Below are 14,023 nucleotides of genomic sequence, written 5' to 3'. Positions count from 1 at the left end.
TTTTAATGTACATCTCTCTTTACCTCAGAACCGGAATTGCCTACCAAAAAATCCAAATCGGCACCTAAATGTGCCTGTTGTACATGTTCTGTATACATTTTTACATACCCACGGTCTGTATGGGGATGGGGTGGGGTCCATCCCTGTTTTCTTTTTTCAAGCTCTTCTTCCGAAATATCCAAATGAAGTTTTCTGTTTTCAACGTCGAGCTCAATTAGGTCCCCTGTTTTCACCAGGGCCAATGTGCCGCCAACGGCAGATTCTGGTGAAACATGTAGGACAACTGTTCCAAACGCCGTTCCGCTCATACGTCCATCAGAAATACGAACCATATCTTTTACACCCTTCTTTAGGACTTTTTCGGGTAGATCTACGTTACCTACTTCGGGCATTCCGGGATAACCCACAGGTCCTACACCTTGCAGAACAATAATACTGTTCTCATCAACATCTAAATTCGGGTCATCAATTTTTTCATGGTATTCCTCTATACTGCTAAAAACAACGGCCTTTCCAGTGTGTTTCATGAGTTCTTTTGTAGCGGCAGAGGGTTTTATGACCGCACCATCTTGGCAGAGATTTCCATAGAGTACGGCAATTCCAGCATTTTCTTTGAAAGGACGGTCAATGGAAGATATGACCTCTTGGTTGTAGCCTTGTACATTCTGATTGTTTTCGCCAATGGATTTTCCGTTGGCCGTAATGGCATCTGTGTGGAGATGTTGTTTCATTTGGTTGATTACTACAGGTAGGCCGCCGGCATCAAAAAAATCTTCCATGAGGAATTCTCCAGAAGGCATAAGATTGACCAATAAAGGCATGTTGCTGCCAAGGGTGTCAAAATCTTTTAGGTTTAGATTTACCCCTATTCTCCCTGCAATGGCTTGGAGGTGAATAACAAAGTTGGTGGAACCTCCTATTGCCGCATTTATTTTTATGGCATTTTCAAATGCATCCCTGGTCAATATTTTGGAAAGGGTAAGATCTTCCTTTACCATATCCACAATCCGTCTTCCAGAAAGTTGGGCCAGTACCTTTCTGCGGGAGTCTACGGCAGGGATAGCTGCTGCCCCGGGAAGGGTAAGTCCCAATGATTCCACCATACAGGCCATAGTGGAAGCGGTTCCCATGGTCATACAATGTCCTGAGCTTCTGGCTGAACAAATTTCTGCTTCCACCAAATCTTCTTTGGTATAGCCTTCATTTTTTATTTTATCCTTGATTTTCCATAAAAAGGTTCCCGAACCAATTCGTTCACCTCTAAACTTTCCATTGAGCATGGGACCGCCCGGAACCACAATGGTGGGTAAATTCACACTGGCAGCACCCATTACCGTGGCTGGTGTGGTCTTGTCGCATCCTGTCAGCAGTACCACGCCATCCATTGGGTATGCCCTAATGCATTCTTCGGTATCCATACTTCCCAGGTTCCTAAAGAGCATGGCAGTGGGTCGCATAAGGGTTTCTCCCATGCTTGTTACTGGAAATTCAAGTGGAAACCCACCTGCTTCGCGAACTCCATTCTTTACAAATTCAGCAATCTCCCTCAGATGTGCGTTGCAGGGTGTGAGTTCTGACCAAGTGTTGCATATACCTATTACGGGCTTACCTTCAAAATAGTCGTCAGGGTATCCTTGGTTTCTTAGCCATGATCGATGTATAAATGCCTTTTTTTCATCATTGGGGTCAAACCATTCTTTGCTCCTCAAATCCTTGCTGTGATCGTTAGGTTTCATATTGCCATATATTTTTAATTGTGTCTATATAATTGTCTCATGATCGCATTCGCAGCGCCGAAAAGTGTTTTTTTGATAAGCCTTTCTCGTTTCATTAGTATTTAAAATAATTTTGAATCTTCCCTGAAAACATCAAAAGTCAAGCTTGAAAATAAAAGGTAAAAAGTCAGAAATTTTAAAGTGTGATAAGACTTTTTCATAATTGGAACCCTTTCTTAATTCATATAAAATTCTTGTTTCCAATACCGACGTTTGAAATATTAATCATTCGATTTTTATTATTTATACATGGAAAATAATATAAATGTGTTAATTTAACACTTATATTATTGGAATCCCACAGGAATTTGCATAAATTTTTACCTATCTGTCAATTGAGGTCGGTGGCTAAAGGATATTACAAATTAGCTTGAATTAAAAATTCAATGCTCATTAAGTAGTTGTTGATGGAGGTGGAGGGCTCCAATTATTGATCAATGGAAAAATAAATTTTCGATGTCCTTCGGCTCATTCGAAGAGTAGAAAATAGAAAAATGCATATATGAGAATTCTTAAACACAACTTAAAATTTGTTGACATGAACCTTTTTACCAAATTAACTGCAGGATGCTTTGTTTTTTTATTTGCATGTACCCCTATAAATGCCCAGCAGCGAGCCAAAATCAAAATAGACCCGGATCGAACCATTGGAGAAATTAGCCCCTTGCTATATGGCAATTTCGTGGAACATTTGGGAAGATGTGTATATGGTGGTATTTATGATCCTGATTCGCCTTTGGCTGATGAAGATGGTTTTCGAAAGGATGTAATGCAGGCCGCTAAAGATTTAAATGTAACCATAACAAGATATCCAGGCGGTAATTTTGTTTCTAATTACCATTGGGAAGACGGTGTGGGTCCAGAAAGGGTTCCCAGAATGGAATTGGCGTGGTCTCGATTGGAAACCAATGAATTTGGGACCAATGAATTTATGGACTTTGCCAAAAAACTGGGAACTGAACCCTATTTTTCAGTGAATATGGGTACCGGCACTATTGAAGAAGCACAGCGTTGGGTGGAATATACCAATGTAAAAGGAAACTCTTATTATGCCAAACTAAGGGAAGAACATGGATACCCAGAGCCACATAATATTAAATATTGGAGCTTGGGTAATGAGATGGATGGGTTTTGGCAAATGGGACATTTAAATGCAGAGGATTATAGTAAAAAAGCTAGAGAAGCAGCAAAACTTATGAAGTTGACAGATCCTAGTATAAAACTGATTGCTGCTGGATCTTCAAATTACCGTCCTTTTGCGGATCCCAACGAATGGAATGCCACCATTTTAAAGGAACTCAAGGATGTTGTTGATTACCTTGCCATACATATGTATGTAGGGAACCCGGATGACAATTACTATAACTTTCAGTCAACCCCATTGGTAATGGAACAACGTACTAAATTGATAAAGGGCCTAATAGATGTAGAAATGCAAAAAGCCGACAGGGGTGATCGTGACCCTATTTATATCGCATGGGACGAATACAATGTTTGGTACAGGGCCAGAAGAGGACCATCATCTAGAGGGGAAAGGGCTTTGGAGGAACAATATAATCTAGAAGACGCATTGGTGATCGCCGGTTTTTTAAATGGCTTTATCCGAAACGCGGATGTGGTAAAAATGGCAAACATGGCCCAATTGGTCAATGTGATTGGACCCATGTTCACCAACGAAGAAGATATGTTTAGGCAAACCATATACTTTCCACTTCAATTGTTTTCGAAGCACATGCATGGTACGGCACTGGATGTTTATGTGGATTGCGAGACGTACGACACTGAAGAGTTCAATATTGGATTGGGTGAGCAGATGACCCAACAAAGTAATGTACCTTATTTAGATGTTTCATCATCCATTAACGGTGATGAAGTGAACATTTCAGTTGTTAATCGTCACCTTACCGATAAGATTACAACAGAAATTGTGTTACAAGAGGGCAAGTTCAATGGTGAAATCGAGATATTGGAAGTAAATGGTCCAGATATCAAAACACAAAACACTTTTGGTAGCGAAGTGGTGAAAACTGAAAATAAAGGAAAAGTGAACGCAAAGTCCAATACATTTACCTATGCATTCCCTCCACATTCTTATACCATGCTAAAAGGTAAGATTAAAAAATAGTTGGTGATTTAATTCCATGTTAGCCATTAAGCTCCTCCAATTATGGGGGAGCTTTAATTTTATTAGGCCTTATACGTTTTAATTCCGGTAAAGTTTTGCGCAATTGATCGTATTAAATAGCTTGTGCCTAAGATTGATTTTTTTGTCAAAACCTTTTTAAAGTGGGACTCTTGGCCTACTTATCTTATTTCATGTTGGGAGTCTTTCAATCGTAAATCAAATTTTAAAATTGAATCCATCCAATACCTTTCTATCATATTTTTCTTTGTCGAAGGAATATAGGTAGGCTCCTTTTCGAGATTGGGACATATCTTTTTCTTCTAATTTTTCTAGAATGTCCAATGCATTGATTCGATTTATGAAATTGCGTTTGTCCAATTTTTTGTCCAAGATGGATTCGTACAGGTTTTGCAATTGCTTCATGGTGAATTTTTCTGGAAGGAGTTCGAATCCGATAGGTTTTGATGTGGCCCGTAGCCTTAAACGGTTTTTTGCTTGAGTGACCATTTCGTTATGATCAAATATTAAAGAGGGGGCGTCATTGATCTTAAACCAACGTGCAGAATCCAATAGTATTCCCTCAAATTGGTGTGATTCTACATTGATCAGGGCATAATAGGCAACAGAAATCGTTCGTTGTCCAGGGTCCCTGTCTATTTTACTATAGGTGTTAAGTTGTTCTAGATATACTTCCTTGAGGCCGGTCAAGGTATTAAGGACCCTATCTGCAGACTGGTCCAAATTTTCATTTTTTTTCAAAAAACCACCAATTAAGGACCATTTGTTCTTTTCGGGTTCAAAGTTCCTTTTAATCAGTAATATTTTAAGGTTTCTCTTATCAAAACCAAAAATAATGCAATCAACTGCCAGAAGTACCTGATCTTCTTTTTTATAAAAGTTTAATTCCAGGTCTGAATTGGGTGTCTTTATCCCTTTGGTGCTATCCATAAACTTACTTGTGTTGAAATGTAATACGGTAAGAGAAATAAAACCTTTGTAGGACCTCTAATCTTCAATTTAAAGGTTCCAATTGCTTGTTTTATTGTATCTTATACATATTAAGGTAATATCCAAATATACAATTGTTAATTCTTGGTTAACTGTGAAAAGTATAAAATGTAGTCTTATAAATGTTAATTAAACACTTTTTTAGCAAAATATTTGCATAATAGAAATTTATTCACTTCATTTAGTGGTGTAAAATATACACGTAATAAAAACTAAACAAAATGCTAAAAAACCGAAAATTCACAAACTTTGGGTTAGGGTTTTCCAAAAAGAACCGTGCAGTATTGATTTTTGCTCTTCTTTTTGGAGTACTGTTACAGGCCCAACAAAGGAAAACCGTCACAGGGACGGTTACCGATAGCTCAAATGGTAGCCCTATTCCAGGCGTTAACGTTGTTGTTATGGGAACCACTAACGGTGTAGTTACCGATTTCGATGGTAACTATTCGATTGAAGCTACCAGTTCCGATGTTCTGGCATTCTCCTATGTGGGGTTTGCAAAACAAGAAATTCAAATTGGAGGCAATACTACTATTAATGTAGTACTTCAAGAAGATACCAGTCAATTGGACGAGGTAGTGGTTGTGGGGTATGGTACCCAGAAGAAAGAGGATTTAACTGGATCCGTAAGTTTGGTGGATACTGAGGAGATCACCAAACAGGCCAACAGTGATGTAACACAGATGCTCCAAGGTCATGTGGCAGGGGTTTCCATTTCATCAGGTGGTCAGCCCGGAGCAAGCCCAAATGTTCGTATTAGGGGTGTTGCTACTTTCGGGGGTGCAAATGCAGAACCTTTATATGTAGTGGATGGATTTCCGCTTCAAGGAGGGATCAGGGATTTGAACCCAAACGATATTGAATCTGTTCAGGTACTAAAGGATGCCTCCGCAGGTGCTATCTATGGTAACAGAGCGGCCAACGGGGTAATCATTATTACTACCAAGGGCGGACGCAAAAATCAAAAGATGTCTGTGGAGCTCAATACATATTATGGTGTGCAGAGCATTTCTCAGCGTATCCCGGTATTGGACCGTGCGGGTTATCAAATGATCAATGCGGAACTCTTAACTAATGCAGGAGAGCCTATTGTTCCTGGAAATGACCCAAACTCACCATTGTTTATAGATAACGTGGATACGGATTGGCAGGATGAGGGTTATAAGGATGGATACATCCAAAACCATAGCTTCAATATTTCTGGAGGAACCGAAAAAACCAACTATTATGTTTCTTTGGATTATCTAGATAATAAAGGTACGTTGGTGGGTTCAGGACCAGATTATAAGCGTTATTCCTTTAGGGTAAATTCTGAGACCCAGTTGGGGAAATTTACTTTTGGCGAGAATATGTATTTAATGTATTCCGATGAGAATCCTTTGTTTGATACGAGATCAATTTCTATTCCAGGGGGTCGTCCATCGTTAGTGAATGACCTTTTGCAAGCAGCGCCAACCATTCCGGTTTATGATCCTAATAGAGAAGGTGGATACGGAGGAGCAGATTCGCAAATCCACCAATCCATCACCTTGAACGTTCCTGGACTGAACAGTTTAATACAAAACGAAGCTCAGGTCAACAGGATTTTGGCTAACTTTTATGCAGGATTTGAGGTAATTGAAGGATTGGAGCTTAAGACAAATTTGCAGTATGACAACTCTTCCATTCAAGATCAGCGTTTTGTACCTCAATACGATTTGGGTTATTTCTTTCCAAACCCAACCGCCTCTTTGCGTGTAGGTAATAGAAATTCAAGGACATTCCTTATAGAGAACACAATCAATTGGAACAAAGAGTTTGGTAAACACAGCCTTTCTGTTCTAGGAGGACAAACGTTCCAAAAGAATAATTTTCGTGCAGTTGCCGTTACAGGTATCGGATTTGAACAACCATACTTGTTGAACCTTGGAAATGCTTCCTCGGCTACGGCTACTGATAATGAGCAAAATTCTACATTGTTTTCATTGCTTGGTCGTGTCAATTATTCCTTCGATGATCGTTATTTGCTTACAGCGAATATTAGAAATGACCAATCCTCCAAATTTAGAGAGGACTTGAGGTCTGAAATTTTCCCTTCCGTAAGTTTGGCTTGGAAAGTTCATAATGATTTTAACTTGGGCGATGCTGTTACCTCTTTAAAGATTAGAGGTGGTATTGGTGAAGTAGGTAATCAGGAAATTGGTAATTATTTGTTCCAAAGTGTGGTTAACAGAAGTATTCCTTACTTTTTCGGCAATGGCGATAGAGCCATAGGTTCTTCGGTAACGGTACAGATTGACCCTGAAATAACCTGGGAAACTCGTGTAACGCGAAGTGTAGGTGTGGATGCAACCCTTTGGAATGGTGGTTTGGATTTTACGGCAGAGTATTACTCCAATACCTCTAAAGATGTATTGACCAATATACCGGTGCCTCTAACTGTTGCTTCCTTGAACGGAAATTCATTCTTTACCAATGCGGGATCGATTAAAAACTCAGGATTTGAATTTTCTGCTGTTATCCGTAAACAATTTGGGGATTTCAGATTGGCAGTAGCACCGAATTTTTACACCGTGAAAAACGAAATATTAAAAATTGCCGATGGTGTTGACGAAATCATATCTCCCGGTGCACGAAATGTGGCAGGTAGATCCATTGGTGAACACTACGGATGGGTGTACGATGGTATTTTCCAATCTCAGGACGAAGTGACCAATGCAGCCTTCCAGGCACCTGGTACCGCCGCTGGTGACATTAGGTTCAAGGATTTAAATGGAGACAATGTAATCAACGATGATGACCGTCAATTTTTAGGTGAAGGTTTACCAACCTATTATTATGGAATCAACATTACGGCAAACTACAAGAATTTTGACTTTACAATATTTGGTCAAGGTAGTGGCGGTAATTTGATTAACAGTAATATTTATCGTGGACTAATGCCAACTACTGGGTATACCAACTGGCATGAGGATATTTTAAACCACTGGACCCCAACCAATACGGATACTGATGTGCCAAGGGTAATTTTCTTGGATCCAAACAATAATGGACGTGACTCCAATAGACCGGGTTGGTTACAGGATGGTGATTACTTTAGAATAAACACCATTTCTTTAGGGTACTCTTTGCCATCAAGCATTATCGAGAAAGTAGCCCTAACCAAGGCTAGGATTTATTTCACTTTGCAAAATGTAGCGTTGTTCTCAAAATATAAGGGGTATAATCCAGATTTTGAATCCGATAGCTTCCTTAGTCCAGGGTTCGACTATGGTACTTATCCGCGACCTTTAACAACTCTGTTTGGTGCCCAATTTAAATTTTAAAAAATTAGAAAAATGAAAATAAAAAGTATTTTAACACTCATAGTAGTATCTGTTTTTCTTATTGTTTCGTGCAGTGATGATTTGGATATTGCTAACCCGAACCGTATCTCCGTAGATGAGTTCGTGGCAAATAGTGGACAAGATCAAGCAGTGGCAATAACTGATGCTATATACAACGCATTGATTGTAGATGGGTTGTATCAAAGAATGACGCCTGTACATGGTGACGCTCGAGGTGATGAAGCAAGATCAAGAAGTCCATGGGCTTTCTTGTCGCAGACCGCTAACTTTACCGTACCATCAACTGATGGCGCTGTTGCATGGTGTTACGAAGGATATTATGTGTTGATCAATCGTGCCAATCAAGCATTGGAAAATGTACCAGCAATAGAAGATGTTGATCCAGATCTAAGGAGTAGATTATTGGGACAAGCCTACTTTTTAAGAGCTTTGGCCTATTTTAATGCTACCAATATTTATGATAATGTGCCATTGGTACTAACTGTACCAAAGAGCCAAGATGAGTTCTACCCATCAAATCAAGATGTTACTCAAGCTATGATTTATGAGCAGGTTGAGGCTGATTTGACTGAAGCAATCGCAAGATTGCCAATCAGTTATAATTCTGTTGCAGGTCCGGATGCAGGTCAGGTAGGACGTGCAACCTTGGGAGCTGCTCAGGCTCTAATGGGAAAAGTAAAACTATATCAAGAAGATTACGCGGCAGCAGCTTCATATTTTAATGAAGTAATCAGCTCAGGCCAGTATGCGTTAGTAGACGATTATGGGTCTATGTTTTCGCAAGATCCGGCAGATGAAGCGGCTAACACGGAAAGGATTTTTTGGGCTGAATTCAGTACAGAAGAGTATCCTGATTTTAACTGGGGAGGTGATCCGACCATTAACTGGAGACAGTTCTCGGCTATAGCACCGACCTATTCTGGGGCAGACTTTTATGATTTCTTCCCAACACCGTTTCTTGATCAAGAGTTAAGGGCGGAACGTACCATTAACGATGAACTAGATCCACGATATGCAGCCACAATTTTGGCTTACGATCCAGATGAAGGATTGACACAAGCATATGGACAGGATAATTTCTTCCTTGACCCAAACAATCTTTATATAGCTAAATATACCTTGGCCAACTATGGTGGAGATCCATTTTTCTGTGGAATTAATTACTCTATCCTGCGATTGGCAGATGTATTGTTAATGCAGGCTGAAGCTTTGGCAAATACTGGAGATATTCCAGGTGCTGCAGCTTTAATGCAACAAGTTAGAGATCGTGCCAACCTGCCCGACAGAGAGGCAGAATTTGCAGGCTATAACCTGACCCAATTTATGGAACAATTGGCCCATGAAAGGGTAACTGAATTAGGATTGGAAGGCGTTAGATATTATGATATAAAAAGATGGGGATGGTTGAATGATCCAGTTAAGCTAGAAGAATTGAAGTCACATGACCCTGAGTTCAATACTTTTATGCCTGGCAGGGAATACCAACCGTTTTCACAGACTGAGTTGGACAGAAACCCAAATTTAGTGGGTAATTCTGCAAACCAATAAAAAGTACCTTTTAAAAAGAATCCCTTGGTATGCCTTTTATTCAACATGGGGCGTCCGAGGGATTTTATCTTTGAATAGTTATATTTATATAATGCAGACAACAAGAACAATATGTTGTTTATTGCTATGGGCATTGGTGCTTTCATGTGCCAATGAAACTAGACAAGAAACACGGTTTCAGCTTTTGTCACCCAAGGAAACAGGGGTTGGTTTTGTTAACAAAATCACTACCAGTGACAGTGTCAACCTATTGACTTATGAATACCTGTATAATGGTGGTGGCGTTGGAATTGGCCACTTCAATACGGATAGTCTGCCAGATATAATTTTCACGGGCAACATGGTAAAAAGCAGCATCTACCTGAACAAAGGTGGATTGCAATTTGATGATATAACGCAGGCATCTGGAATAGATACTGCCGGAAAATGGTGTACAGGTGTAAGTGTGGTCGATATCAATGCAGATGGTCTTGATGATATTTATATCAGTGTTGGTGGAATGGGAAATAAAAATGACTTCCCAAATTTGTTGTATATCAACCAAGGTAATGCAACGTTTGTCGAAGCAGCCGAAGAATATGGACTGGCCGACAAAGGGGAGTCCATCCAAGCTGTTTTTTTTGACTATGATCATGATGGCGACTTAGACCTCTATCTGCTTACCGGAGGTGGGTTTGAGCACTCTGCCATTATGGTGCGGCCTATGGTTACCAATGGCAGCTATAGAAACACCGATAGACTATATCGAAATGATTATAATGAAAACCGCGGACATTCATTTTTTACGGATGTATCAAGGGAAGCTGGTATCAACTTCGAGGGATTTGGTTTGGGAGTTTCGGTCATCGACGCCAATAACGATACTTGGCCCGACATTTATGTTTCCAATGACTACCTATCTCGAGACCTGCTGTACATCAATCAAAAGAACGGTACATTTTCCGAAGAAGCATTGACTTATTTTGGGCATACCAGTCATTTTTCCATGGGCAATGATGTGGCCGATATCAACAATGATGGAATGATGGATGTCATCACTTTGGATATGCTTCCAGAGGGACATAAAAGAAGAAAATTGATGTCAGGGCCCCATTCCAATGAAATGTTTCAAATGGCCGAAAGGTTTGGCTATGGTCATCAATATATGAGAAACATGATGCACGTAAACAACGGCAATGGAAATTTTAGTGAAATCGGACAGTTATTGGGAATCGATAAAACAGATTGGAGCTGGGCCCCGTTGATCACTGATTTCAATAATGATGGGAACAATGATCTTTTTGTCACCAATGGATATGGAAAAGATATTACCGATTTGGACTTTGTTAAGTACAGACAGAGTGGACCCAAGACATTTTCTAACCCAGAGGACCTTAGAAAAGCCGTGCTTGACTGTCTTGTGGTAAGACCATCCATAGAGCTTCCCAACTATATTTTTGAGAATAAGGGTAACCTGGGCTTTGAAAATCAGACCGAAAACTGGGGGTTTTGGCAAAATTCAATATCCAACGGAGCAGCCTATGCCGATTTGGATATGGATGGGGATTTAGAAATTGTAGTGAACAATATCGATCAACCCGCATTTATTTATAGAAATAATAGCATCGAAAAAAACCGTGAAACTTCAAACTTTTTACGTGTAGACCTTTTAGGAGTTGAATCCAACCTCCATGCGATAGGCTCCAATGTTACGGTTTACCATGATGGCAAAAGTCAAAAAAAGGAGTTGCGTCCCGTGCGTGGTTTTGAAAGCAGTATCGAGCGAACGCTTCATTTTGGTCTGGCCTCAACAAGCGAAGTTGATAGTGTTGTGGTGGTTTGGCCAGATGGTAAAATCTCCAAAGAACAAAATGTCATGGCCAATCAGCGCCTTAAATTGAATTATGCCCATGCCAACACAGGTTACAAGGTTGATGAAGAAATCAATAATACCGTACTTGAGAGGGCATCGGTCATCGAATTTGTACATAACGAGAGAAGCTACGATGATCTTGGCGTTCAAAGCTTGCTTCATCATGGTTTTTCGAACCTAGGCCCCGGAATGGCCATAGGTGATATTAACGCAGACGGGTTACAAGATGTTTTCGTCGGTGCGTCCTATGGTTTCAATTCAACCATATTTATTCAAGAACGGTCTGGAAAATTCAGCGCTTTGAATATACCCGATAGCGAAATTTATGAGGATTTAGGTGCTTTGTTTTTTGATGCAAATAATGATGGTCTAATGGATTTGTATGTGGTCAGTGGTGGTTCGGAACGCCATAAAGACCATAAAGCATACCAAGATAGATTGTACTTGAACAACCCAAGTAGGCCAGGAACTTTTGTACAGGGTGTTTTACCCGAGATGCTCGAGAGTACTTCGACCGTTGTTGGTGCGGATTATGACCAAGATGGAGATGTTGATTTGTTCATTGGAGGGCGAGTGGTACCGGGAAGCTACCCTGTTGTGCCCGAAAGTTACTTATTGGAAAACAGAAACGGTGAATTCTTCAACGTTACCTTAGAGGTGGCACCTGAACTAAAGAATGTTGGTATGGTAACATCGGCAGTTTGGACCGATTTTGATGATGATTCATATTTAGATTTAGTGGTGGTAGGGGAGTTCATGCCCATTACAATTTTTAAGGGTGATGGAAAGAAATTAAATAATATCACAGGTCAGACCGGTTTGGTCGAGAGCAATGGTCTATGGAATAGTATCGTTGCCAAAGATTTTGACAATGATGGTGATGTGGACTTTGTGGTCGGAAACATAGGTCTTAATTCCCCGCTTAAGGTCTCCGAAGGCCATCCATTAAAGTTGGATTATGGGGATTTTGATGACAATGGGTTTGTGGATCCTATCTTTTCAGTGTACGAAGAAGGGGAATATTACCCACTTACCTCATTGGATGAATTGACCAAGCAGTTGCCCAAGTTGAAAAAACAAATTTTGTATTATCGCACTTTTTCTCAATCAAGTACCGATGACATCCTGAATATGTTGGGTTCTACTTCCCATAAGACCTTGACGGGTAAAATAATGGAGTCCTCATATATACAAAACCTCGGAAACAATGAGTTCTCTATTACTGCGCTACCATTAGAAACACAATTTGCTCCGATTCATGGAATATTGGCCGAGGATATAAATTCTGATGGTCTTTTAGATATTGTACTGGTCGGAAATGCATTTAATACAGAGGTGGTCTATGGTAGGTACGATGCAAGTATCGGAACTGTATTGTTGAATAGGGGAGACGGTTCTTTTGATGTTCTTGATTCGTCAAAATCCGGTTTTTCGGCCGTTGGAGATAACAAGAGTATTGTGCGATTGGATATGCACAGCGGACAGGAGTTGGTTCTAGTGGCAAAAAATAACGGTTCTCTTGAAAATTTTATCGTTGCAGGTTCAGAAAAAAGAAAAAAGTTCCACTTCAAGAAAGAAGAGGCCTCTGCTATCCTGTATTTTACCAATGGAAAAAAGCGAAAAGTAGAAAAAACCATGGGCATGGGGTATCTTTCACAAAGTTCCAACAGTATTGTAGGGCCCCAAGCAGTAGACTCCATTCAATTTTTCGATATTAAGGGCAACTTGAACCGTACGGAAGTCCTCAACTGAAAAATTGGAGTGTAAATGCACTCAAAATCAAGTATTTTTGATAAAGTGTAAAAAAAACACGTATTTTAAGAAAATAGCTTTGCATAGACAAAAAACTTTTCCTAATTTTAAAAATGTGCATAATACACATGTAAGTTTTGTACAAGTGATATAGTTTATGTCAGAGTTAGTTATTTTAGTAATTGTTAGGGCCGTTTTTAACAACGGCCCTTTTTTAACTCCTTGAATACTAAACTTTTCGTTGACCACACGAACCCTAAATCAACATGGTACAGATTGGATGCTCTGTGGAATCTAAAAGGATATCTAAACCGAAAGAAGAAGTGAAAATTAACAAACAAAAAACAAGCCTATCCAGCTATCTAATTTTGGCCTTTTCTTTGATATTATCGCTGACTTGTATCAAAAAATTACTTCGGTATACCTCTAAAGAAGTTGGTGATTCACCCCCAATTACCGAGCCCGAACCCGTTCACCCGTTTAGCTTTGTCTCAGATAGTTTTATTAGAACATATGTTCAAATCAAGGGAGAGGGTAGAGCAACCCAAAGCGATTTTTTAGACATTTTGTGCGCAACTGGATAAAAATGATTACTAGAAAATATGACTTTGAAAAGAAAATATATTCAATAATTCAA

Annotated in this window: 6 protein-coding genes; 4 read left to right on the top strand and 2 right to left on the bottom strand. The window is 39.7% G+C overall.

Features of this window, described 5'->3' with window-relative positions; genetic code table 11:
- Positions 1-2 precede the first annotated feature (2 nt).
- On the bottom strand, positions 3-1,736 hold the full coding sequence (locus ABT310_RS02690; RefSeq protein ID WP_375325227.1) for an IlvD/Edd family dehydratase: 1,734 nt from the start codon (positions 1,734-1,736) through the stop codon (positions 3-5).
- Positions 1,737-2,313: 577 nt separating this feature from the next.
- Here ABT310_RS02690 and ABT310_RS02685 point away from each other — a divergent pair.
- Entirely contained in the window at positions 2,314-3,900 is a 1,587-nt protein-coding gene (locus tag ABT310_RS02685; protein ID WP_375325226.1) for an alpha-N-arabinofuranosidase, read from the top strand.
- Between the two features lie 216 nt (positions 3,901-4,116).
- Here the strand turns inward: ABT310_RS02685 and ABT310_RS02680 are convergent, their stop codons facing one another.
- Positions 4,117-4,848 (bottom strand): NUDIX domain-containing protein, encoded by a 732-nt coding sequence (locus tag ABT310_RS02680; protein ID WP_375325225.1) that lies wholly within the window; start codon positions 4,846-4,848, stop codon positions 4,117-4,119.
- A gap of 281 nt (positions 4,849-5,129) precedes the next feature.
- Here ABT310_RS02680 and ABT310_RS02675 point away from each other — a divergent pair, with 281 nt between their 5' ends.
- The 3 genes from ABT310_RS02675 to ABT310_RS02665 all read left to right on the top strand — a co-directional run bounded on the left by ABT310_RS02675 (position 5,130) and on the right by ABT310_RS02665 (position 13,386).
- Complete coding sequence (locus ABT310_RS02675) at positions 5,130-8,213, top strand: SusC/RagA family TonB-linked outer membrane protein (protein WP_375325224.1); 3,084 nt, start codon at positions 5,130-5,132, stop codon at positions 8,211-8,213.
- 12 nt (positions 8,214-8,225) lie between these two features.
- Positions 8,226-9,782 (top strand): RagB/SusD family nutrient uptake outer membrane protein, encoded by a 1,557-nt coding sequence (locus ABT310_RS02670; protein WP_375325223.1) that lies wholly within the window; start codon positions 8,226-8,228, stop codon positions 9,780-9,782.
- A 91-nt stretch (positions 9,783-9,873) separates the two neighbouring features.
- On the top strand, positions 9,874-13,386 hold the full coding sequence (locus tag ABT310_RS02665) for a VCBS repeat-containing protein (protein ID WP_375325222.1): 3,513 nt from the start codon (positions 9,874-9,876) through the stop codon (positions 13,384-13,386).
- Positions 13,387-14,023: the final 637 nt, after the last annotated feature.

This window comes from Flagellimonas cixiensis (assembly GCF_042134615.1).
Classification (GTDB): Bacteria; Bacteroidota; Bacteroidia; order Flavobacteriales; family Flavobacteriaceae; genus Flagellimonas; species Flagellimonas cixiensis.
Note: the sequence above shows the minus strand (reverse complement) of the source record. Positions and strands in the feature narration are given on the sequence as shown.